This window comes from Agromyces hippuratus, assembly GCF_013410355.1.
Classification (GTDB): Bacteria; Actinomycetota; Actinomycetes; order Actinomycetales; family Microbacteriaceae; genus Agromyces; species Agromyces hippuratus.
Genome location: NZ_JACCFI010000001.1, coordinates 3,439,759 through 3,462,063, shown reverse-complemented (window position 1 = coordinate 3,462,063; position 22,305 = coordinate 3,439,759). Strand labels below are relative to the sequence as shown.

Genomic DNA, 22,305 nt, shown 5'->3' with positions numbered 1-22,305 from the left:
CGAAGAGCATCGATGATCTCAGTGGGTCACAAAAGTACATCACATCAGCTAGGCATGTAACAAAATTTCTTCTAGGGTGGTGTCACCGCCCCGATGGGGCATCGAGTGTCGTCGACGAGGAGAGCTGATGCCCACCCACGAGCCCAGGGCCGACGAGCCCGGCCAGCGCCCCGTGCTCGTGCGCATCCGGGCGATCCTGCCCGAGCTGCGCCCGAGCGAGCAGCGCATCGCCTCGCTGTTCGTCTCCGAGCCCGCGCTCATCGCCGAGCTCTCGATCGCCGAGCTCGCCGCGCGCTGCGACACCTCGACCACCTCGGTCGTGCGCTTCTGCAAGCGCATGGGCTACGAGCACTTCAAGGCCCTCCGCATGGACGTGCTCCGCGACGTCGCGCGCGAGACGTTCGAGACCGCTGGGCTGCCCGAGATCTCGGGCGACATCGACCGCGACGACACTCTCGACGACATCGTGGCGAAGGTCTCGATGGCCGAGACCCTCTCGATCGCCGACACGGCGAAGGTGCTCGACATCGACGCCTTGCAGGCTGCCGTCGACGCGGTCGGGGCGACCCCGCGCGTCGACATCTTCGGCGTGGGCGCGAGCTCGTTCGTCGGCCTCGACCTGCAGCAGAAGCTCACCCGCATCGGCCGCACTGCGCTCAACTGGTCCGACCCGCACGCCGCCTGGACCTCGGCGGCGACGCTCCGCCCCGGCACCGTGGCGATCGCCGTCTCGCACAGCGGCGGCACCGTCGACACGGTCGAGTTCCTCGCGATCGCACGCGCCGCGGGCGCCACGACGATCGCGATCACCAATCACGATCACTCCCCGCTCGCCGAGCAGGCCGACATCGTGCTCACCACCGCCGCCCGCGAGACCGGGTTCCGCTCGGGTGCGCTCGGCAGCCGCATCGCACAGCTCATGGTCGTCGACTGCGTCTTCATCGGCGTCGCCCAGGCCAGCTACGACCAGTCGATGGAGGCGATCCGCAACACCTACGCGGCAGTGCACCACCTCCGCGCGCTTCGCCGGTGACCCCGGCGATCCGAGGGCTCTACGCCGCGTTCGCCGGACTCGGTGCGACCGCGGCGGTGATCCCGGCGGTGCTCCCCTCGGTCGAGCAGGGCATCGGGACATCCGTCGTCTCCGCCATCCCCGCCCTGTTCGGCGGCCTGCTCGCCGGCGTGCTCGCATCGAGCGTCGTGCTGCGCCGCGTGCGTGCGCTGCACCTCGCGGCGATCGGATGCCTCGTGCAGGCGGTCGCCCTCACCGGCGCCGCCCTCGCCGGCACGGCACCCGGCTTCATCGCCTTCGCGGCCCTCGCCGGCCTCGGGTTCGGACTCACCGAGGCCTCCGCGAGCGTCGCCTCGAAGGCCGCTTCGACCTCCTCGACCGCCGCCATCCTCACCGCGCTCACGGCGACGGTCGCCGTCACCGCGGCGCTCACGCCCCTCCTCGTGGCCCTGGCCGCGGGCACCGAGCGGCCACCGCTGGTGCTCCTCGTGGTCGCCGCCGCGCAGTTCGCCGCCGCCGTCGCGCTCCTCGCCGGCGCCCGCGGCAGCACCGCTCCGGCCCGTGGCGAGCGCCGACGCGGCCTCCGTCGTGCGAGCGTGCTCGCGCTACTGCCGCTCGCGATCGCGCTCCCCCTCTACGTCGGCGTCGAGACCGTGTTCGCCGGGTGGTCGGCCGTGATCCCGGCGGGACTGCTGCGGGTCGACCCCGCCGCCGCCGCACTCGGCACCTCGGTCTTCTGGGGGCTCATGGCCGTCGGCCGGTTCGCCTCGTCGGCGATGCTGCGGGGCGGCGTCACGACGCGTCGCGCCCTGCTCCTCGGCACGCTCACCGCCGCCGGGGTGCTCGGCGTCGCTGCGGTCGTCACGCCGACCGCCCCGGTGTTCGGCCTCGTCGCGATCGCCGTCGCCGTCGTCGCCCTCGCCCCGACCTACGCCCTCACGGTGGGGCTCGCACTCGATCGCCTCGACGACGACGAAGCCGCGAAGGCGACCGGGGTGCTCGTCGCCTGCGGCGCAGCCGGCGGCAGCTTCGTGCCCGCCGCGATCCTGCTCCTCACTGAGGATCCCACCGCGTCCGCGACGTTCGTCGCGACCGCCGTCATCTGCCTCGTGGTCGCCGCCCTCTCGGCGATCCCCGTCCGCACCGCCAGCCCAGCCGTCCCAGGAAGCCGCACCGCATGACCGTGTCCGCCACCGCCCACCGCTCCGCCGTCGACCCCGGCGATGACCGCCTCGCCGCCGAGCTCGGTCGAGTGCTCGGCACGATCGCCTCGCCGGCATCGACGGCCGCGGATGTCTCGGTCGCCGAGTTCGACCGCATCGTCGCGGGCGTCGACGCCTCGCACGTGCTGCTGACGCCCGCCGCCGTTGTCACCCCGCGCAGCCTCGAGCAGGTCGCGGCCGTGCTCCGCTTCGCGGCCGACGCCGGGCTCGGGGTGACCGTGCGTTCGGGCGGCACCAGCCTCTCGGGCCAGGCCTCGACCGAGGGCATCCTGCTCGACACGCGCACCGCGTTCCGCCGCATCCAGCCCGAGGCCGGCGGCGAGCGCGTGCGCGTGCAGCCCGGGGCGACGGTGCGGCAGGTCAACGCCCGGCTGCTCCGCCACGGCCGCAAGCTCGGGCCCGACCCGGCCAGCGAGATCGCCGCGACCGTCGGCGGCGTGATCGCCAACAACTCGAGCGGCATGGCCTGCGGCACCCACCACAACAGCTACCGCACGCTCGCCTCGCTCACCTTCGCCCTGCCGAGCGGCACGATCGTCGACACCTCGGCGCCCGATGCCGCCCGGCGGCTCGCCGACGCCGAGCCCGCGCTGCACGCAGGTCTGGCCCGGCTCCGCGACCTCGTGCGCGACCGTGCGGACCTGCGGGCCGAGATCGAGCGGCAGTACCGCGGCAAGAACACGATGGGCTACGGCCTGAACTCCTTCCTCGACTTCACCGAGCCGGTCGAGATCCTCGCGCACCTCATGGTCGGCAGCGAGGGCACGCTGGGCTTCGTCGCCGAGGCCGTCTTCGACACCGTGCCGATCGCCTCGAGCATCGCCACGGCGCTCGTGGTCTTCCCCACGCTCGACGCGGCCACCGGCATCCTTCCGGTGCTCGTCGAGACGGGCGCCGCCACCCTCGAGCTGATGGATGCCGCGTCGCTGCGCGTGATCCAGGCCGACCCCGCGGCATCCGGCATCATCGACGACGTCGTGATCGACGGGCATGCCGCGCTGCTCGTGGAGTACCACGGCCGCGATGACGACGACCTCGCCGAGCAGCTCGCCCTCGCGGGTGCCGCCCTTGCCGCCGCCGGTGCACCAGCGCTCGACGTCACCCGCGATCCGACGGAGCGCGCGCGGCTCTGGCACTTCCGCAAGGGCCTCTATGCGGCGATCGCCGGTGCCCGACGCCCGTGCACCACCGCGCTGCTCGAGGACATCGCAGTACCCGTCGAACAGCTCGCCGCGACCTGCGCATCCCTGCAGACGCTCTTCGAGCGCCACGGCTACGCCGATGCGGTGATCTTCGGGCACGCGAAGGACGGCAACATCCACTTCCTCCTCACCGAGGACTTCACCGCCGCCGATGCGATCGCGCGGCAGGAGCGCTTCACCGAGGAGCTCGTCGACCTCGTGCTCGGCGCCGGCGGCACGCTGAAGGCCGAGCACGGCACCGGCCGGATCATGGCGCCCTTCGTCGAACGCCAGTTCGGCGCCGAGCTCTACGCCGTCATGCGCGAGGTCAAGGCGCTCTGCGACCCCGCCGGCGTGCTGAACCCCGGCGTGCTGCTCACCGACTCGCCGACCGCGCACCTCGAGCACCTGAAGCTCACGCCCGAGGTCGAGTCGGAGGTCGACCGCTGCGTCGAGTGCGGCTACTGCGAGCCCGTGTGCCCGAGCAAAGACGTCACGATCACGCCGCGCCAGCGCATCGCGGTGCGCCGGGCGCGCGCCGCCGCGAAGGCCGCCGGCGACACCGACCTCGACGCACGCCTCGCCGCCGCGGAGGAGTACGCCTCGGTCGAGACCTGCGCCGCCGACGGCATGTGCCAGACGGCGTGCCCCGTGATGATCAACACCGGCGACCTCGTGCGGCGCCTGCGCGAGCAGGAGGCGAACGCGCCGACCCGCACGATCGCTGCGGGCCTCGCGAAGATCTGGGGCCCGGTGACCCGGGGCGCCGCGCTCGCCCTCACCGCGGCGAAGGCCGTGCCGCCGATCGCCGCGGCCGCCAGCGCCGCCGGCCGCGCGGTGCTCGGCGCCGACGTCGTGCCGCAGTGGACCGCCGACCTGCCACGCGGCGGGGCGAAGCGCGCCCACGCCTCGGCCGCCACCGGCGACGCCGTCTTCTTCTCGGCCTGCGTCGGCTCGATGTTCGGCCCGGCCGACGACGGCATCGGCGCGGCATCCGCCTTCCGCCTGCTCTGCGATCGCGCGGGCGTCGAGTTGGTCACGCCCGACGGCATCGACGGGCTGTGCTGCGGAACGCCGTGGAAGTCGAAGGGCCTCACCGCCGGCTACGCCACCGCGATCGAGAAGACCGTGCGCGCGCTGCTCGCCGCCTCGGACGGCGGGCGCCTGCCGATCGTCTGCGACAACTCCTCGTGCACCGAGGGCCTCGTGCACGCGCTCGAGAACGTGGGCGAGCTCGACGGCGCGCCCGTCTCCCTCCGCATCGTCGACGCGGTCGACTTCGCGGCCGAGCGGCTGCTGCCCGCCCTCGACGTCGGTGAGCGGCTCGATTCCCTCGCGCTGCATCCGACCTGCTCGAGCACGAGACTCGGTTCGAACGACCACCTGCGGCAGCTCGCGAACGCGGTGGCCGTCGACGCGGTGGTTCCCGATGCCTGGGGCTGCTGCGCCTTCGCGGGCGACCGCGGCATGCTCCACCCCGAGCTGACGGCATCCGCGACCGCTACGGAGGCGGCGGAGCTCGCCGAACGCGACTTCGACGCCCATGCCTCGTGCAACCGCACGTGCGAGATCGGCATGACGCGCGCGACGGGCGAACCGTACGTGCACATCCTCGAACTGCTCGAGCGCGCGACCCGCTGAGGCGATGCCGGGAGCGCTCGGCTCACCCGACGCGGAGCACCACGCTCCCCCGCTTGCGGCCGGTGTCGACGTAGCGGTGCGCCTCGACGATCTCGTCGAGATCGAAGGTGCGGTCGATGACCGGCCGCAGCCGCCCCGACTCGGCGAGCGCCGCGAGCCGCTCCATCCCTTCCCGTCCCACGCGGCCGCCGCGGTGGTCGACGACGAGTCCGCTTCGGCGGGCCTGCATGCCGGCGGCGAGCATGCCGGGCAGATCGGCGATGACGAGCAGCAGTGCGCCGCCCGGCGTGAGCAGGTGGGCGACACGACCGAACGGGGCATTGCCGACGCACTCCACGATCACGTCGTAGCGCGGGCCTTCGGAGCGAGCCTCGCCGGATCGTCCGCCCGCCGCGAAGTCCTCGCGGGTGTAGTCGACGACCTCGCTCGCGCCGAGCGAGCGCACGAGGTCGGCGTTCCGCCCGCTGGTGACGGCGGTCACGTGCGCGCCCCTGGCCGCCGCGAGTTGCACGACGGCGGTGCCGACCGCGCCCGAGGCACCGTTCACGAGCACCCTGGTGCCGGGCCGGATCGTCACCCCGTCGAGGTAACGCAGCGCGGTGTGCCCGCCGAAGACGATCGCGGCGGCCTCGTCGAACGACAGGTTCGCGGGCTTCGGCGCGACCTCGCCCTCGGCGTCGACGACGACGAACGCGGCATGGCAGCCCATGCCCGCACCGCGCATCACGATGACCTCATCACCAGGCGCGAATCGGGTGACGTCCTCGCCGACGCGCTCGACGACGCCGGCAGCCTCCATGCCGAGCACGGATTTCCTGGGGCGGAACCACCCGATCACCGGCCCGACGACCAGCCCCAGACCCCGCGGCACACGGCGGCTCCGCACCCGGTGGTCGGCGATGCTCACCGTCGAGGCGCGCACGCGCACGAGGAGTTCGCCGGGCCCGGGCTCGGGTTTCGGCACCTCGGCGACGTGCACGACCTCGGGCCCGCCGAAGCGCGCGGCGACCGCGGCGCGCATGGTGCTGCGGGTGTCGGATGTCGCCGGCTGAAGTGATTCGGTGGACATGTGCTGCTCCCTTACGTTGTAAGACTTACGGCGTAAGATACGCCGCGGATGCCGCTGCGTCCAGTCCCTGAGGACGATTGCCTGACGTTGTAAGGTGAAGGCATGCCGCAGCGGTCCGTCGTGCGCCCCCAGCTCACTCGCGAGAGCGTGCTGCAGGCTGCCCTGCAACTCGCAGATCGCGACGGAATCGAGGCCCTCACGATGCGCGCGCTCGCCGAGCAGCTCGGCGTCGAGGCGATGTCGATCTACTACCACCTGCCGAACAAGGACGCGATCCTCGACGGCCTCGTCGAGGTCGTCTTCGCCGAGATCGACCACGAGGTCGGCGGGTTCGCGCCTCCCCCGGCGACGGATGCCTCGAGCTGGGCGCCGGCACTCCGCGAGCGCATCCTCGGTGCGAGGAGCGTGCAGCTGCGGCATCCGTGGTTGCCGAACGTCATGAACGCGCGCGGCGCCTCGGGGCCCAACGCCATGCGCCACGTCGACGGCGTCGTCGGCATCATGCGGGCGGGCGGCATGTCGCACGACCTCATCCACCACTCGCTGCACGCGATCGGCAGCCGCATGTACGGCTACGTGCAGGAGCTCAGCGACGACGGGGCGGCCCCGGCACCGCTCGAACTCGAACACCTCGCCGCGCTCGCGCCGCACCTCGCCGCCATGCTCGCCGAGGTCGTGCACGACGATCCCGAGTCGACGCTCGGCTGGTGCGACGACCAGACGGAGTTCGAGTTCGGGCTCGACCTGCTGCTCGAGGGGCTCGAGCGGCGCCGGGCCGCGCAGCCGAACTGAGCGGAGAGTCTCGATACGCTCCTTCGTCGCTACTCGACCGGCGGGGCCGGGCTCAGAGCGCTCCGGTCGCCGCCGTCTCGATGACGTTGGGCGTGCCGTCGAAGACGAGCAGCCGGTCGGCGAGCTTGTCGACGAAGAACCGGTCGTGGCTGACCACGATGACGGCCCCAGGGAAGTGCGTGAGCGCCCGCTCCATGACCTGCGTCGAGGTGATGTCGAGGTGGTTCGTCGGCTCGTCGAGCACGATGACCGCCGCCCCCGAGAGCAGGCACTGGGCGATCGCGACGCGGGCGCGCTGGCCGCCCGAGAGCGTGCCGATCTTCTGCTTGAGGTCGGCCTCCGAGAACTGCAGCATCGCGAGGAACCGGTTCACGCTCTTCTTCGTCGCGGTGAACGCGAGCGAGTCGGGGTAGGCGTTCACCGCGTGGCCGACGGTGTCTTCGAGGTCGAGCTCGGCGTAGACCCGGTTGTACGAGACGTACCTGGCGCCCTTGGCCCAGCGCACCGTGCCGAAGTCCGCCTCGGTCTCGCCGGTCAGCACGTCGAGCAGCGTCGACTTGCCTGAACCGTTCGAGCCGAGCACCGCGACCCGGTCGCCGCGGCGCAGGTCGAACGAGAGGCCCTCGAACAGCGGCTCGCCGCCGAAGCCCTTCGTCAGCCCGGTCACCGTGAGCAGGTCGTTCGAGACCCGCAGTCCCTCGTAGATGCCCGTGATGATCTGGTCGATCGGGCGCGGCGCCTGGCGCTTCTTGATGTCGGCGAGGCGCCGCGCGACCGCGTTCGACGGGTTGCGGGCGGCCTCGCGGCGCGCGGCCGACGCGGCCTGCTCGTAGGCGAGCAGCTCCTCTTCGTGGGCGAACTGCTTCTCGAGCATCTTGAGCCGCGACTGCTTCGCGTGCACGTACGCCGAGTAGTCGCCCTCGTACTCCTGCAGGCGGTAGTTCTCGAGCTCGATGATGCGGGTGACGACCCCATCGAGGAACTGCCGGTCGTGCGAGACCACGAGCACGGCGCCCGCGAACGACGAGAGCCAGTTCTCGATCCACTTCACGCCCTCGAGGTCGAGGAAGTTCGTCGGCTCGTCGAGCAGCAGCACGTCGGGCGACTGCACGAGGATCTGCGCGAGCGCGGCGCGGTTGCGCCATCCGCCCGACAGGCGCCCGACGGCCAGCGCCCGGCGCTCCTCGTCGAAGCCGAGCCGGGTGAGCACCGTGTCGATCGTGGTCTCGTAGGTCCAGCCGCCGATGTGGTCCATGCGCTCGAAGAGCTCGCCCTGCTCGGTGAGCAGCCGCGTCATCGCGTCATCCGCCATCGGCTCGGCCAGCGCCATGCCGATCTCGTCGAGGCGGGCCTGCGTCTCGTGCACCTGCGCGAAGTGCCCGCTCAGGATCTGCTGGATGCTCTGCTCGCCGTCGAGCTCGGAGAACTGCGAGAAGTAGCCGATCGTGGTGCCGAGCGTGACGTCGCGGGTGCCGCCGCTCGGCTCGCGCCGCCCGAGCACGACCTCGAGCAGGCTCGTCTTGCCGGTGCCGTTCTTGCCGATGAGGCCGACCCGGTCGCCCTGCTTGAGCTTCAGGAAGGCCTCCTTCAGCACCGGGCGCCCGTCGAACTCGATGCTGACGTCGTTCAGGCGGATCAGGCTCACGGGTGTCCTTGCGGTGAAGAGGTGGAGAGGTTCGGCGAGACGGATGCCTCGAGCCGCGCGCCCACTCTACCGACGCCGCCTGCGCGGCAACCCGGCCGCATGCGACGATCGGTGCATGGCGTATCGGGAACCCAACGACCTCGGCAGCATCGCCCTCTCGGACGAGGGCCTCGCCGTCACCACGAGCGGCTCGCCCGAGGTGCTGGTGCCGTGGGACGAGATCGACTCGGTCGCAGTGGACGTGACGGAGATCATGGGCGAGGTGCACCGCGCCGTCGTGTTCGACCACGTCTCGGGCGAGTTCTTCGAGATCTCGGACCGGGCCGACGGATGGGAGGAGGCGATCGAACACCTCGGCGACCACATGGCCCTGCTCGTCGACGCGCCGCTCGAGGTCTGCCGCGAGGCCCGCCCCGACGCCGAGCCGATCGAACTCGCCCGCCGCCGGAAGGGCTGAGGCCGGGCCCGCAGCTGCGCCTGACGGCGAGGCGCTCACCGCCGAGACCGGCTCCACCGATGCCACCGGAGCGACCGGGATCATGCCGAGGGCTGGTGCGCCGTCCGCACGAGGAGCAGACTCGCAGGCGAGACCGCCGGGAGGAACCATGGGCGACGCGCAACCACCGCCACCTTCACCCGACGAACGATTCGCGCCCGTCTTCGGCGCCGCGGCGTTCGAGGGCGAATCCCCGGGTGCCATCGCCAGCCGGGCCGGCCACTTCCTCGCGATGGGCACCGCGGCCTTCGGGTCGCGCGAGCAGACCGCCGATGTGCGCGATGACGCCGAGGCGCTCGGCGTGCCGTTCGTCGTCCCGGCGACCGACGACGATCTGCTCTGGAGCGAGCAGTCGAACCTCGACCGGCTCACCCGATTCGCGCTGCAGGACCACGGGTCATCCGATGCCCGCGACTGGAGTGGTGGGGCACCGCCTCGCGCCGAGGACGAACTCGCGCTCTGGCAGAACGTCGAGCTCACGCACTCGGTGCCGTCGCTGCTCGCCCTGCTGAACCACTCGCGCGCCAGCGAGCACGAACTGCAGCGCGTCGCTGCAGCGACCGCGCTCCGCACCTTCAGCAACGGCGCGCTGGCTGCGGCCGACGAGGTGCTCGCCGCCGCGACCACCTCGACCGACGAGCACGTGGCCGCGATCGCGAACACCGCGTTGCGCCGGAGCGACGGCGGCGGTTCGCAACCGGCGGCGCCGACGCGCGCGCCGACGGGCGGCGGCGCTCCGCCGGCCTTCGACCACGCAGAGGTCAGCCTCGCCATCCACGGCACGTGGGCCCAGGTCACCGCAGACCCCTGGTACGCGCCGGGAGAGCCGCTGCACAACCACATCCAGGTCGCCTCGACCCCGAACCTCTATGACGAGGACACCTACTACACGTGGAGCGGCGAGTACACGCAGGCGGCCCGAGATGCCGGTTCGGCCGAGCTGCCGATCTGGAGGGACGCGCTCGCGCTGCCCCCGTTCGACACCGTCTTCGCCCACAGCCACGGCGGCAACGTCGCACTGACCGCGGCGGCCGACGGCGAGCGGATCCGCATGCTCGTGCTCATGCACACCCCCGCCCTCCCGCGGTCGGATGCGCAGTGGGCAGCGATCAGGGGGCACGTGGGGCGCACGGTCGTGATGCGGACCCGACTCGACCACGTCGTGCTCGCCGACGGGCTCGTCAACGGGAGCTCGCAGCGCTTCGACCAGAACAAGCTTCCGCATCATCCGGTCGTACTGCACTGGGCGAACGCCGACGCCTGGTTCTCGCACACCTTCTTCACCGAGGTCGGCAAGTGGCTGCAGTACGATCTCGCGGGCACGGTCCGCAGGCAGCACCGCTACGCCGAACAACTCGTGTAGGCGGCGCCGGACACCCGGCCGAGCCCCGGATCGGAAGGTTCTCGGCGCCCGCCGCGTTGGCCATTGCATGAGAGCGATCGCGTACGCGAAGACCGGGGACTCGTCCGTGCTGCACCTCGTCGAGCGCGAGGCGGCCGAACCGGGCACCGGAGAGGTGCGCGTGCGCATCGCCGTGTCGGGCGTCAACCCGACCGACTGGAAGGCGAGGGCCGGTTCACGTCCGGGCGAGGCGGCGCCGTTCGCCGAGGTCGTGCCGAACCAGGACGGCGCCGGCGTCGTCGACGCCGTCGGCCCGGGGGCGACCGGGTTCGCGGTCGGCGACCGGGTCTGGGCCTACCTCGCCGCGCACAGGCGGCCGTCCGGCACCGCGCAGCAGTTCGCGGTGCTCACGGCCGAGCACGTGGCGCCCCTGCCGGATTCCGCGAGCTTCGACCTCGGCGCCTCCCTCGGCGTGCCCGCCATGACCGCGCACCGCGCGCTCACCGTCTCCGAGGCGGGTCCGTCCCGACTCGGCCCCGGCGCGCTCCACGGCCGCACGGTGCTCGTGGCCGGTGGCGCCGGCGCGGTCGGGCACGCGGCCATCCAGCTCGCCCGCTGGTCGGGAGCGACGGTCATCACGACCGTGAGCTCGCCCGAGAAGGCCGCACTGGCGACCGCGGCCGGAGCCCACCACGTCGTGAACTACCGCACCGACGACGCCGCGGCCGCGATCCGCGCCATCGCCCCGCACGGCGTCGACCAGGTCGTCGAGGTCTCGCCCGCCCGCAATGCCGGGCTCAACGCGAGCGTCATCGCGAATCACGGGTCGATCGCCGTGTACGCGACAGACGGCGGCGCCGAGATGACTCTCGACGTGCGCCGGCACTTCGCGCTCAACGTGCGCTACCAGTTCCTGCTGCTCTACACCGTCGGCCGGGACGCGCTCTCGGCTGCCGCCGAGGACCTCGGCCGTGCACTCGTCGACGGTGCGCTGCCCGTCGGCGAGGCGGCCGGTCTGCCGATCACCCGCTTCCCGCTCGAGCGCACGGCCGAGGCGCACGACGCCGTCGAGGCGGGCACGGTCGGCAAGGTGCTCATCGTCGTCGACCCCGACCTCGCCTGATCCCTCCTCGATGAGGGGCGGCCGGCACTCGGCTCAGCCGAGCAGGTGCGACAGCTGCTCGACGACGAGCACCACGGCGAGCACGACCATCGCGGCGCCCGAGATGCGTGAGACGAGACGCATGGCCGACGGCCGGGCGCGCAGCACGGTGCGGGCGCCCATGCCGACGACGAAGTAGACGAGCGCGCAGCTGCCGACGAAGATGAGGCCGAGCACGGCGAGTTGCACCGGGATCGGCCAGGCGCCCGCGGCATCCGTGAACTGCGGCAGCAGCACGACGAGCACGAGCAGGCCCTTCGGGTTCAGGCCGCTGACGCCGGCGCCCTGCACGAGGCGCAGCCACGGCCGCGTCTCGGCTCCTCCGCCGGGTGCTGCGCCGGCGACCACCCCGGGCGGCTCGATCAGCACCCGGATGCCGAGGTACGCCAGGTACGCCGCGGCGGCCAAGGTGAGTCCGCTCAGCACCCACGGCATCGCCGCCACCGCGGCGCCGACGCCCACCGCCACCGCGGCCACCGCGGCGAGGTAGCCGATGAGGATTCCGGAGAGGGCGGGCACGATGCTGCGGTCGCGCAGCCCCGAGGCGATGATGTACGCCCAGTCGGGGCCCGGCACGAGCACCATGAACGTCATCATCGCCCAGCAGGCGAGCAGCAGTTGGGTGTTCACGGCGGCCTCTCCTCGACGGATACGACGAATGTAGGCGAGGTGCGCGGGCAGCCGCTGCCGTATTCCCCCCGGAATGCGTCATCTCATGGAAGAATCCACCCCATGGACGCGGTCGATCGGAAGATACTTGCCGAGCTGCAGCAGGACGGCCGATTGAGCCTCACCGACCTCGCCGCTCGCGTGCAGCTGAGCATGTCGCCGACCCATCGCCGACTCCATGCGCTCGAGGCATCCGGAGCCATCTCGGGCTATCGTGCCGTCATCGACCCCGAGGTGGTCGGGCTCGGCTTCGGCGCGCTCGTGTTCATCACGATGGATCAGGCGAACCGAGCGACGATCCCCGCCTTCGACGCAGCCGTCGCCGAGATCCCCGAGGTGATCCAGGCCCTGCGACTCTTCGGCGACCCCGACTACCTGCTGCGCGTCGCCGTGCCCGACCTGCCCGCGTATCAACGACTGTGGGACGAGCGGCTCTCGGCACTGCCGGGCGTTCGCCGAGTCGAGTCCACCCTCGTCATGAAGACGATCGTCGACGATCGGCCGCTGCCGATCTGACGGCCGACGCGCGCCCCTCGACGCCGTCGGCCGGTCGGCGTACCGTGGCCGTCGAAGCGACAGCCCGAACGAGGAGGTTCCCGATGGCCGAGCTCTCACCCATCCAGCCGTGCCTGTGGTTCGACGAGCAGGCGCGCGAGGCGATGACCTACTACGTCGAGGTCTTCCCGGACTCGCGCATCACCCGCATCGACGAGTACCCCGACGAATCGCTCGACGAGCACTTCGTCGGCATGACCGGCAAGGTGCTGAACGGCCAGTTCACCCTGAACGGCGTCGACTTCGTGTGCCTCGACGGCGGGCCGCTCTTCGCCTTCAACGAGTCGATCTCATTCGTCGTCTCGTGCGCCGATCAGGCCGAGATCGACTATTACTGGTCGAAGCTCTCGCACGTGCCCGAGTCGGAGCAATGCGGCTGGTGCAAAGACCGGTTCGGCGTCAGCTGGCAGGTCATCCCGGCGAACATGGGCGAGCTGACCCGGCGACCCGAGCAGATCCAGGTGATGATGGGCCAGAAGAAGGTCGTGATCGCGGAGCTCGAGAACGCCTGAACCGACGGATGCCGCGGTTCGCCCTCACCGATCGGGCATGACGCCGTCGGTGAACCCGGGGGCCGTCAGGAGGCGAGCGGTCGTCGCGCCCGCTCGGTGTCGAAGAGCCAGGCGTCGACGTCGTTCAGCGCGAGCCTGAGCGCCCCGAGCACGCTGACGTCGGTGCCGAGCGTCGAGGCCACGACCTCGACGGGGAAGAGGCACGCCGAATCGAGACGCTCCTGGAGCGGCCCGATGAGCCGGTCGCCGACCCCGGCGAGCTCGCCCGCGATGATGAGCCGGGGAGTGTCGAGCACCGTCACGAGCGTGATGAGGCCCAGCGCGAAGTGCTCGATGAACTCGGCCAACGCGGCGCGACTGCGCTCGTCGTCTCCCCCGTCGAGCACGCCACCGGCGCTCGCGAACTCCCGCAATGCGGCAGCGGCCCGCGGCCACCCGAGCTCGGGCAGTCCGCCGATCTCGCCCGAGGCGCCGTGGCGTCCGAGATAGGGCTTGCCGTCGATCGTGATCGCCGCCGCCATCGTCGTGCCGGCGAGCACCGTGACCGACGCGTCGAGGTCGGCACCCGCCCCGATCCAGTGCTCGGCGAGCGCTGCGCACCGGGCATCGTTGCCGACCGAGGCGGCGGCCTGCGGGAACATCCGCTCGAATGCACCGGCGATGTCGGTGCCCGCCCAGTCGGCGAGGCGGGAGCTGCGCACGACGGTGCCGTTCGCGTCGACGATGCCCGTCGTCGAGACGGCGATCGCCCAGACCTCGGCCGGCGTGCGGCTGTGATCCGCGAGCAGCGCCGAGACCGCGGCCGTCATCGCCGCGAGGCGGCCGGCGGCGGGCAGGTCGGCGTCGATGCCCTGCCCGCCGCGGGCGAGCACGACCCCGTCGAGGTCGGCGAGCATCAGCCGCAGCTCGTGCACGCCGAGTTCGCACGCGACGACGAGGCCCGCATCCGCTCGGAACGCGAACCGCTTGGCCGGTCGGCCGACCGGCCGGTTCGAGGCCGGCTCGGGCGCGATCGCGACCACGAGCCCGTCATCGATCAGCTCGGCGACGGCGTCTTCGATCGTCGGCCGTGACAGTCGCGTCGATTCGCTGAGCTCGGTGAAGCTCATCGATTCGACTCCGCGCAGTCGGCGGAGCACCGCCACACCGTTCTGGCGCTTCACGAGTGGGCTGCTCCCAGCAATCATCGGTCTTCCTCGTCCGTCGGGGATTGACAGGCATCTGGCGAGCTGCTTGACTCCCACCGTAATTATTAATACTAACTGAATAATTAATCGGGAGGCGGCGGACGCAGTCGCGGCACGCCGGCAGTTCACTTGTCCAAGTATCTTCCTCGGGAGTTTCAATGAAGAGACATCCAGCGCTCCAAGCGCTGACCATCGCATCGGTCGTCGCCGTATCGACCGCAGGCGCCGTGAGCTCGGCCTCCGCCGCCGAGCCGGCGGCGCCGGGCGCCTCCGACGGCATCACGGTGACCGCGGGCGCCCTGTCGATCGGCCTCGATGCCGCAGGCACCGTCACGAGCCTCGTCGACCAGCGGCTCGGCGAGAACCACCTCGCCGCCGACAAGCGGGCCCCGCTCGTGAGCCTCGTCATCGACGGGGAGCAGGAGGTGCCGACCGGGGTGACGCAGGACGGCGACACGCTCGTCTTCTCAGACGACTCCGCCGGCTACGAGATCGAGGTCGCGATCGACGCCTCGGCGAGCTACACCACCCTCGAGGTCGTCGACGTGCGCGCACCCGAGGGCACCGACGTCGAGTCGCTCCTGTGGGGCCCGCTGCCCACCTCGATCACCGAGACCGTCGGCGAGACCGTCGGCGTCGTGCGCGACGGCGACTTCGCGATCGGCGTGCGACCGCTGAACGACCACACCGAGGGCGGGTGGCCGCAGGAGTACCAGGACACCGGCTGGCAGAGCGAGGTGGAGGCGAACCCCTCGAGCCTCGAGGTCGCTCCGGTCTCCGAGCCGCTCGAGGAGTGGAGCGTCGCCGGCGTCACCCCGTGGGGCACCGTGCTGCGCGCGTTCTCGTTCGACTACTCGTCCGAGCGCCTGCGTTCGCAGCCGAACGGCTATCAGGTCCCCGTCGGCCCGCTGCCCGACTCGACCGTCGTCGGCTCCAAGCTCGCCGTCTTCGGCGGCACGCCGTCGATGGTGCCGACCGTGCTGTCGACCATCTCGAAGGGCGAGTCGCTGCCCTACCCGACGATCGACGGCCAGTGGCAGAAGGTCGCCCAGGCGACGTCGCAGTCGTTCCTCGTGCTCGGCGATCTGCGCACCTCGAACCTCGACGCCGCTGCGAAGTACGCCAAGGCAGCGGGCCTCGAGTACCTCTACTCGCTGCCGAACGCCGCCGGCCCGTGGAAGGCCACCGGCCACTACGAGTTCGATTCCTCGCTGGGCGGCAGCGACGCGGCCGTCGCCGACTTCGTCGACCGCGCCGAGGAGCTCGGCGTCAAGGTGGGCGTGCACACGCTCTCGGACTTCGTCGCCTCCAACGACGCGTACGTGCAGCCGGCTCCTGCCGATGAGCGCCTCGCCCTCGGCGGCCGTGCCGAGCTCACCCGTCCGCTCTCGTCGAGCGCCAACGTGCTCTACCTCGATGACGACACGCTGCTCGCCGCGGGTGCGCAGGGCAAGAAGCTCCGCGTCGGCGACGAGTTCATCGACTACGGCTCGTTCCGTCAGGTCGGCGAGGAGTGGGAGGTGACCGGCCTCACGCGCGGCCGCTGGGGATCGACCGCCGCCGCGCATGAATCCGGTGCATCCGCCGCGCGTCTGCTGCAGAACCAGTACGGCGGCGCGCTCGGCGACCTCGGCATCATCGACGAGATCTCGACCCGGTTCGCCGACATGTGGAACGACACGGGCATCCGTGCCATGTCGTTCGACGGCCTCGAGTCGGCCTCGCAGGCCGGCTACGGCGGGTACGGCATCGCTCGCATGGTCAACGGCACGTTCTCGCAGGTCGACGACCACGACGGCTTCATCTCCGAGACGAGCCGCATGACCTCGAACGCGTGGGACGGCCTGTCGCGAGCGAGCTGGGGCGAGGTCGCCTCGACGAGCATGGATCAGGTGTTCCTGAACAACGCGTTCTACAACGCGAACTACCTCCCGCCGATGATGGGCTGGATCCACCTCGCCGGCAACGAGAGCCTGCTGAGCATCGAGAGCAAGCTCGCACGCGCGGCCGGCCTCGACGCCGGCACCGGGCTCCAGACCTCGGTCGGGAGCCTGAACGGCGGCGGCGCGCAGACGACGCTCGTGCTCGACGCGATCAAGCAGTGGGAGACCGCCCGCAACCTCGGCGCCTTCACGGCCGAGCAGCGCGAGGCGCTCCGCGACCGGTCGACGAACTGGCACCTCACCATGGTGTCGGCCGAGCGCGAGTGGTCGCTGCAGCAGCTGGATGCCTCGGGCGCACCGATCGGCGAGCCGCAATCGGTCTCGGCGCCCGAGCCGGCGATCGTCACCGAGAAGCTGACGGATGCCGAGGCGGGCACGCTCTACGGCCAGGTCGTCGAGTCCAACTCGCCGGCTACGATCCGCTACGAGGTCACCGCGGGCTCGCTCCCGAGGGGCCTCGAGCTGAACGCCGACACCGGCGGCATCATCGGCATCGCCGAGAAGCCCGGTTCGAGCCGCTTCACGGTCACCGCACGCGGCAGCGCCGGCATCGCGGACTCCTCGAAGGAGTTCACGCTGCAGGTGCGACCGTTCACGCCGCGGGCCGACGTCGAGCTCGAGATGCCGCTCGAACCGAGCGCCCCGGCCACCGTGACGGTGACCAACGCGGGAACGCACGCGATGAAGAACGTGCGCATCGAGGCCTCGGCCGGCAACGGCTGGGCGATCTCGCCCGAGCTCGAGACCGTCAGGAAGCTCGACGCGGGCGAGGCCGTCACGGTCGAGCTGCAGCTCACCGAGCAGGATGACGCGTCGCGCACGGTCTCCGTGAAGACCCGAGTGCGCTTCGACGCCCCGGGGTCGAAGGACAACGAGCTGACCCGCGAGGCGACGCTCGAGCTCCCGCTCGCGAACATCGCGGCGGCCTACAACCGCGTCTCGATCTCGGATGACGCCGCACCCCGCACGGCCAACTTCGACGGCGCGGGCAACAGCTACTCGGCGCAGGCCCTTGCGGCCGCCGGTCTGGTCGCGGGCGCCGAGTTCGAGCACGACGGCCTGTCGTTCACCTGGCCGTCGGCCGTCGGCACGCCGAACAGCGTGGCTGGCTCCGCGACGTTCGAGGTGAGCGGCGACGGCACCAGGCTCGGCCTGCTCGGCAGCGCGGTCGGCCCGCAGGCGGGCAGCGGAACGATCACGTACCGCGACGGATCGACCCAGCCGTTCGAGGTCGCGTTCAACAACTGGGCGGGCGAGGAGGCCGAGGACGCGGTGATCTCGTCGCGCTACCGCAACACCCCGTCGGGTCCTGCGAACCACGGCTACCACTACCGCGTGTTCTTCGACTCGGTGGAGCTCGACCCGGCGAAGGAGGTCTACACGATCACCCTGCCGGCGAACGGTTCGATGCGGGTGTTCTCGGTCGCGATCGGCTGACGCACGCCGACCCCGCACGAGGGCGGGTCGACCGGTCTCCGGTCGGCCCGCCCTTCTGCCGTTCCCTGCCGATGCACCGGCCACCCAGCCGTACGATCTAGGCTCGAAGCACCGTCACCCGAACTGCAGAAGGAGCATGCCGCCATGAGCGACGCCGCGAACCTCGACGTCTTCGACCGCCGCGAGTCGGAGGTGCGCGGCTACGTCCGCGCGTTCCCCACGGTCTTCGACCGTGCGAGCGGCTCGACCCTCGTCGACACCGACGGCCGCGAGTACCTCGACTTCTTCGCCGGCGCCGGCGTGCTGAACTACGGGCACAACAACCCCGTGTTCACCCGCGCGCTCATCGAGTACCTCGAGCGCGACGGCATCATCCACGGCCTCGACATGGCGACCTCGGCCAAGCGGGCGTTCATCGAGGCGTTCGAGCAGTACGTGCTGGCGCCCCGTGGCCTCGACCACAAGCTGCAGTTCACCGGCCCGACCGGCGCGAACGCCGTCGAGGCGGCGCTCAAGGTCGCCCGCCAGGCGACCGGCCGCTCCAACGTCGTCGCATTCACGAACGCGTTCCACGGCCTCAGCGTCGGCGCCCTCGCCGCGACCGGCAACGCCACCTACCGCGAGGCCGCGGGCATGCCGCTCGGCAACGTCGCGCGCCTCCCCTACGACGGCTACCTCGGCGCCGGCGTCGACACGCTCGACCTGTTCGAGAAGATGCTCGACGACCCGGGATCGGGCCTCGACCTGCCCGCCGCCGTCATCGTCGAAGCGGTGCAGGGCGAGGGCGGCATCAACGTCGCGAGCGTGCCGTGGCTGCAGCGCCTGCGCGCGCTGACCGCCGAGCGCGGCATCCTGCTCATCCTCGACGAGATCCAGTCGGGCGTCGGCCGCACCGGCTCGTTCTTCGCGTTCGAGGCCGCCGGCATCGTGCCCGACATCGTCACCGTGTCGAAGTCGATCTCGGGCTCGGGCCTGCCGATGTCGCTCGTGCTGCTGCGCCCCGAGGTCGACGTGTGGAAGCCCGGCGCCCACACCGGCACGTTCCGCGGCAACAACCTCGCCTTCATCTCGGCGCGCGTCGCACTCGAGACGTACTGGGCCGATGCCGAGTTCACCGACGCCGTGGCCGCGAAGTCGGCGCTGCTGCGCGGCGAGCTCGAGGCGATCGCGGCCGAACACCCCGAGCTCGGCTTCGTGGTGCGCGGCCGCGGCCTGATGTACGGCCTGGCGTGCGACGCCGACCGTGCGCTCGCCGGCCGCATTTCGAAGGAGGCCTTCACGCGCGGCCTCGTCATCGAGACCTCGGGCGCCTTCGACGAGGTGCTGAAGTTCCTGCCCGCGCTCACGATCACCGACGAGGAGCTGCGTCGCGGCCTCGCGATCGTGCGCGAGAGCCTCGCCGCGGTGCGCTCGGCCTGATCACGGATGCTCCGGGGCGGGCGCATCCCCCCGACGCCCGCGCCCGGAGCGGCACTCGTGTCACACCCCGCCGTGCACGAGCCTCCCGCCGGTGAACGTCGCCAGCACCGGGATCTCGGAGATCCCCTCGGGGTCGGCGCGGCGAGGGTCGGCGCCGAGCGCGACGAAGTCCGCGAGGTATCCGGGTGCCAGGCGCCCCTTGCGCCCCTCTTCACCCGTCGCCGTCGCCGAACCGATCGTGTAGACCCCGATCGCCTCCTCGACGCTGATGGCCTGGGTCCCCCCGACCCGCACCCCGTCGACTCCCCTGCGCGTCACCATCGACTGGATCGCGCCGAGCGGCTCGATCGGACTCGCAGGGTGATCGGTCGAGGCCGCCACGGGCACACCGGCGTCGAGGAAGGCCCGGTGGGCGAACAATCGCTCGACCCGGTCGGAGCCGTACCACTCTTCGAGTCGCCCGCCGTAGAAGCGCGCGTACGCCGAGAACGGCACGACCGTCAGGCCGAGCGCGGCGATGCGCGTGATGATCTCGGCGTCGACGATGCTGCAGTGCTCGATGCGGTGGCGCACGCCGGTCTGCACGGTGCGCGCTGCGGTCTCGTAGGCCTGCAGCAGCATCCGGATCGCGACATCGCCGTTGGCGTGGACCGCGAGTCGGTTGCCGTCGGCGTGCACGCGCCCGACCAGTGAATCGAGCTCCTCCTGCGTGCTGATCAGCATGCCGTGGTCGTGCGTGCCGGCGAACGGCTCCGAGACGCGGCACGTCCGCCCGCCGATCGCACCGTCGACGAACGCCTTGACGCCTGCGACGCGCAACCATTCGTCGCCGAAGTCGGTGCCGAGCCCGAGCGCCCGGTACTCTTCGTACCGCTCGGCGGCGAGGAGCATGGCCACGCGGATGCCGCGGCCGCCCTGCGCCCTGGCCATCGAGTGGATCTCGAGCTGCTGGGGCCCGACGAAGGCGTCGCACGTCGAGGTGATGCCGACGGCGTTCCACTCGGCCGCCACCCGCGCGTACTCGGCCATGACGTCGGCGGGCTCCGGCGTCGGCAGCGGCGCGAGCGCGTCGCCCGGCCGACTGACGTACCGGCCCAGGAGTGCGCGCTCGTAGACCCGGCCGTCGAGTCGCCCGTGCTGGTCGCGCCCGTAGCTTCCGCCGGCGATGTCGGGCGCGTCCTCGCCGACGCCGAGTTCCTCGAGCGCGCGGCTGTTGAGCACGGCCCAGTGCGCCGACACGTGACGCACGATCACGGGTGTCGCGGGAGCCGCGGCATCGAGCATGGCCCGGTCGACCCGTCCGGTGACCGAGTCGTCGTAGTTGCCGGCGAGCACCCATCCCCGCCGGCTCGCCGCGCGCTCGCGGACCGCTTCGAGCAGCCCTTCGACACCGATGACGCTCGCCGGCGAGACATCCAGGTCGAGACGGGACTGCACGGTGTCCGCGAAGTGGGCGTGGGCATCGTTGAATCCCGGCACGACGACCGCGTCTCCGAGGTCGACGGTCTCCGCGTCGGGGTATCGATCGCTCAGCTCGCGGAACGCGCCCGTCGCACTGATCCGGTCAGCGGCCACGGCGAACGCCTCGGGCTCGGTGCCGTCCTGGCTGATGATCGTTCCGGCTCGGTACAGCACCGGGCTCTGTCTCATGTCGTCCTCCATCGATTCACTTCGCGCCGTTCAGACGGTGACCGCGGCGACCGGCTCGACGGCGGCATCCGGCGCGGCGACCATCGGCTTCCGGCGCAGGCGCTTGGCCAGCGCCGCGGTGCAGACGATGCTGATGGCGATGAGCACGATGTGGTACGCGGCGACGCCCCAGATCTCGTTGCCGAACGCGGTGAGGAGCGCCTGCGCGACGAGCGGCGTGGCACCGCCGACGACGGTGGCGCAGAGCTGGTACGAGATCGACAGGCCCGTGTATCGCACCCGGGAGGGGAAGGCCCCGGCGAGGAATCCCGCGAGGACGGCGAAGTACGACGCCGTGGTGACGGTGGTCAGCGCGAGGCCGAACGTGATCAGCCCGGGCTCGCCGGTGCTGATGAGCAGGTACGACGGGATCGTGAGCAGGAGGCTGCCGGTCAGGGTGATGAGCATGAGCCGACTGATGCCGATGCGATGCGCGACGAGCGCCGCCAGCGGTTGCACGATGAACTGCAGGATCGCGATCACGAGCAGGATGTTGAGCACGGTCGGTCGCGGCACCTCGAGCACGCCGGTCGTCCACGACAGCGTGAAGGTGTTGTTGAAGTACGCGATGGCGATGCCGATGGCACTCGCGCCCATGCCGAGGAAGATCGACGCCGGAGCGATCTTGAAGACTTCGACGATCGGGGCCTTCACCACCGCAGCGGACTTCTTGAGTTCGGTGAACGCGGCGGTCTCCTCGAGGCTCAACCGCACGACGAGTGCGACCAGCACGAGCACTGCCGAGAAGAGGAAGGGCACGCGCCATCCCCACGCCATGAACTGCTCGTCGGGCAGGCCGCTGACGAGGAGGAAGGCGAGCGTGGCCAGGATCGATCCGGCCGGCGAGCCCTGCTGCACCCACATGCCGGCGAGGCCGCGGCGGCGTTCGGGGGCGTTCTCGGTCGCGAGGGTCACCGCGCCGCCCCACTCCCCGCCGAGGCCGAGGCCCTGCAGCGCCCGCAGCACGACGAGCAGCACCGGCGCCCAGACGCCGATGGCCGCGTAGCCGGGCAGCACGCCGATCAGCGTCGTGGCGATTCCCGTCAGCAGGAGCGTCGCGACGAGCGTGCCGCGGCGACCGAAGCGGTCGCCGAGGTGACCGAAGACGAGTCCGCCGATCGGCCTGGCGATGAAGCCGACCCAGAAGGTGGCGAAGGAGGCGAGGAGCCCGACGGTCGGGGATGCCTCGGGGAAGAAGACCGGCCCGAAGACGAGCGCTGCCGCCGTGCCGAACAGAAAGAAGTCGTACCACTCGATCGCCGTTCCGACGAAGGTCGCGGCTGCGGTCTTGATCTCAGTCGACCGTGTCGACGATGACATGGTGTCTCCCT

General features: G+C 71.4%; 17 protein-coding genes. 11 read left to right on the top strand and 6 right to left on the bottom strand.

The window, feature by feature from the left end; genetic code table 11:
- Nucleotides 1-127: 127 nt before the first annotated feature.
- The 3 genes from BJY17_RS16140 to BJY17_RS16130 are packed head-to-tail and all read left to right on the top strand — an operon-like array spanning nt 128 to nt 5,057.
- The gene (locus tag BJY17_RS16140) at nt 128-1,033 is read left to right on the top strand and encodes a MurR/RpiR family transcriptional regulator (protein WP_179552265.1); all 906 of its coding nucleotides are present in this window, start codon (nt 128-130) and stop codon (nt 1,031-1,033) included.
- Complete coding sequence (locus BJY17_RS16135; protein ID WP_179552264.1) at nt 1,030-2,193, top strand: MFS transporter; 1,164 nt, start codon at nt 1,030-1,032, stop codon at nt 2,191-2,193. The genes BJY17_RS16140 and BJY17_RS16135 overlap by 4 nt, the downstream gene beginning before the upstream one ends.
- Nucleotides 2,190-5,057 (top strand): FAD-binding and (Fe-S)-binding domain-containing protein, encoded by a 2,868-nt coding sequence (locus tag BJY17_RS16130; protein ID WP_179552263.1) that lies wholly within the window; start codon nt 2,190-2,192, stop codon nt 5,055-5,057. Before BJY17_RS16135 ends, BJY17_RS16130 begins: the two co-directional genes overlap by 4 nt.
- Before the next feature lie 22 nt (nt 5,058-5,079).
- Here the strand turns inward: BJY17_RS16130 and BJY17_RS16125 are convergent, their stop codons facing one another.
- Nucleotides 5,080-6,126, bottom strand: coding sequence for an NAD(P)-dependent alcohol dehydrogenase (locus BJY17_RS16125; RefSeq protein ID WP_218889933.1), 1,047 nt, complete (start codon nt 6,124-6,126; stop codon nt 5,080-5,082).
- Nucleotides 6,127-6,228: 102 nt separating this feature from the next.
- On the opposite strand from BJY17_RS16125, the gene BJY17_RS16120 reads away from it, so the two are divergent.
- Complete coding sequence (locus tag BJY17_RS16120; protein ID WP_179552262.1) at nt 6,229-6,918, top strand: TetR/AcrR family transcriptional regulator; 690 nt, start codon at nt 6,229-6,231, stop codon at nt 6,916-6,918.
- Nucleotides 6,919-6,970: 52 nt separating this feature from the next.
- Here the strand turns inward: BJY17_RS16120 and BJY17_RS16115 are convergent, their stop codons facing one another.
- Entirely contained in the window at nt 6,971-8,563 is a 1,593-nt protein-coding gene (locus BJY17_RS16115; protein ID WP_179552261.1) for an ABC-F family ATP-binding cassette domain-containing protein, read from the bottom strand.
- Between the two features lie 115 nt (nt 8,564-8,678).
- Between BJY17_RS16115 and BJY17_RS16110 the strand changes: the two genes are divergently transcribed.
- The 3 genes from BJY17_RS16110 to BJY17_RS16100 all read left to right on the top strand — a co-directional run bounded on the left by BJY17_RS16110 (nt 8,679) and on the right by BJY17_RS16100 (nt 11,524).
- Nucleotides 8,679-9,020, top strand: a complete 342-nt coding sequence (locus BJY17_RS16110) for a hypothetical protein (protein ID WP_179552260.1) — start codon at nt 8,679-8,681, stop codon at nt 9,018-9,020.
- 148 nt (nt 9,021-9,168) lie between these two features.
- Nucleotides 9,169-10,422: a hypothetical protein gene (locus BJY17_RS16105; protein ID WP_179552259.1), complete on the top strand. Its 1,254-nt coding sequence runs from the start codon at nt 9,169-9,171 to the stop codon at nt 10,420-10,422.
- 67 nt (nt 10,423-10,489) lie between these two features.
- Nucleotides 10,490-11,524, top strand: a complete 1,035-nt coding sequence (locus BJY17_RS16100; protein ID WP_179552258.1) for an NADPH:quinone reductase — start codon at nt 10,490-10,492, stop codon at nt 11,522-11,524.
- 33 nt (nt 11,525-11,557) lie between these two features.
- Here the strand turns inward: BJY17_RS16100 and BJY17_RS16095 are convergent, their stop codons facing one another.
- Entirely contained in the window at nt 11,558-12,193 is a 636-nt protein-coding gene (locus BJY17_RS16095; RefSeq protein ID WP_322789880.1) for a LysE family translocator, read from the bottom strand.
- A gap of 102 nt (nt 12,194-12,295) precedes the next feature.
- Between BJY17_RS16095 and BJY17_RS16090 the strand changes: the two genes are divergently transcribed.
- On the top strand, nt 12,296-12,748 hold the full coding sequence (locus BJY17_RS16090) for an Lrp/AsnC family transcriptional regulator (protein WP_179552257.1): 453 nt from the start codon (nt 12,296-12,298) through the stop codon (nt 12,746-12,748).
- An 83-nt stretch (nt 12,749-12,831) separates the two neighbouring features.
- Nucleotides 12,832-13,299: a VOC family protein gene (locus BJY17_RS16085; RefSeq protein ID WP_179552256.1), complete on the top strand. Its 468-nt coding sequence runs from the start codon at nt 12,832-12,834 to the stop codon at nt 13,297-13,299.
- Between the two features lie 65 nt (nt 13,300-13,364).
- On the opposite strand, the gene BJY17_RS16080 is transcribed toward BJY17_RS16085, so the two are convergent.
- The gene (locus BJY17_RS16080) at nt 13,365-14,462 is read right to left on the bottom strand and encodes an ROK family transcriptional regulator (RefSeq protein ID WP_179552255.1); all 1,098 of its coding nucleotides are present in this window, start codon (nt 14,460-14,462) and stop codon (nt 13,365-13,367) included.
- 182 nt (nt 14,463-14,644) lie between these two features.
- On the opposite strand from BJY17_RS16080, the gene BJY17_RS16075 reads away from it, so the two are divergent.
- A complete protein-coding gene (locus BJY17_RS16075; protein ID WP_179552254.1) occupies nt 14,645-17,866 on the top strand; it encodes a putative Ig domain-containing protein in 3,222 nt (1,073 codons plus the stop codon).
- A gap of 144 nt (nt 17,867-18,010) precedes the next feature.
- Nucleotides 18,011-19,285 (top strand): diaminobutyrate--2-oxoglutarate transaminase, encoded by a 1,275-nt coding sequence (ectB, locus tag BJY17_RS16070; RefSeq protein ID WP_179552253.1) that lies wholly within the window; start codon nt 18,011-18,013, stop codon nt 19,283-19,285.
- A gap of 60 nt (nt 19,286-19,345) precedes the next feature.
- Here ectB and BJY17_RS16065 read toward each other — a convergent pair whose 3' ends face one another.
- Together BJY17_RS16065 and BJY17_RS16060 are read right to left on the bottom strand one after the other, a co-directional pair.
- On the bottom strand, nt 19,346-20,935 hold the full coding sequence (locus BJY17_RS16065) for an amidohydrolase (RefSeq protein ID WP_179552252.1): 1,590 nt from the start codon (nt 20,933-20,935) through the stop codon (nt 19,346-19,348).
- A 30-nt stretch (nt 20,936-20,965) separates the two neighbouring features.
- Complete coding sequence (locus tag BJY17_RS16060) at nt 20,966-22,294, bottom strand: MFS transporter (RefSeq protein WP_179552251.1); 1,329 nt, start codon at nt 22,292-22,294, stop codon at nt 20,966-20,968.
- Nucleotides 22,295-22,305: the final 11 nt, after the last annotated feature.

Bases quoted from the DNA above. Each gene is read 5' to 3' on its own strand.
- BJY17_RS16075 (WP_179552254.1), top strand. From the start codon at position 14,645: ATGAAGAGACATCCAGCGCTCCAAGCGCTGACCATCGCATCGGTCGTC.
- BJY17_RS16140 (WP_179552265.1), top strand. From the start codon at position 128: ATGCCCACCCACGAGCCCAGGGCCGACGAGCCCGGCCAGCGCCCCGTG.
- BJY17_RS16130 (WP_179552263.1), top strand. From the start codon at position 2,190: ATGACCGTGTCCGCCACCGCCCACCGCTCCGCCGTCGACCCCGGCGAT.
- BJY17_RS16110 (WP_179552260.1), top strand. From the start codon at position 8,679: ATGGCGTATCGGGAACCCAACGACCTCGGCAGCATCGCCCTCTCGGAC.
- BJY17_RS16085 (WP_179552256.1), top strand. From the start codon at position 12,832: ATGGCCGAGCTCTCACCCATCCAGCCGTGCCTGTGGTTCGACGAGCAG.
- ectB (WP_179552253.1), top strand. From the start codon at position 18,011: ATGAGCGACGCCGCGAACCTCGACGTCTTCGACCGCCGCGAGTCGGAG.
- BJY17_RS16060 (WP_179552251.1), bottom strand. From the start codon at position 22,294: ATGTCATCGTCGACACGGTCGACTGAGATCAAGACCGCAGCCGCGACC.
- BJY17_RS16125 (WP_218889933.1), bottom strand. From the start codon at position 6,126: ATGTCCACCGAATCACTTCAGCCGGCGACATCCGACACCCGCAGCACC.
- BJY17_RS16100 (WP_179552258.1), top strand. From the start codon at position 10,490: ATGAGAGCGATCGCGTACGCGAAGACCGGGGACTCGTCCGTGCTGCAC.
- BJY17_RS16105 (WP_179552259.1), top strand. From the start codon at position 9,169: ATGGGCGACGCGCAACCACCGCCACCTTCACCCGACGAACGATTCGCG.
- BJY17_RS16120 (WP_179552262.1), top strand. From the start codon at position 6,229: ATGCCGCAGCGGTCCGTCGTGCGCCCCCAGCTCACTCGCGAGAGCGTG.
- BJY17_RS16065 (WP_179552252.1), bottom strand. From the start codon at position 20,935: ATGAGACAGAGCCCGGTGCTGTACCGAGCCGGAACGATCATCAGCCAG.
- BJY17_RS16090 (WP_179552257.1), top strand. From the start codon at position 12,296: ATGGACGCGGTCGATCGGAAGATACTTGCCGAGCTGCAGCAGGACGGC.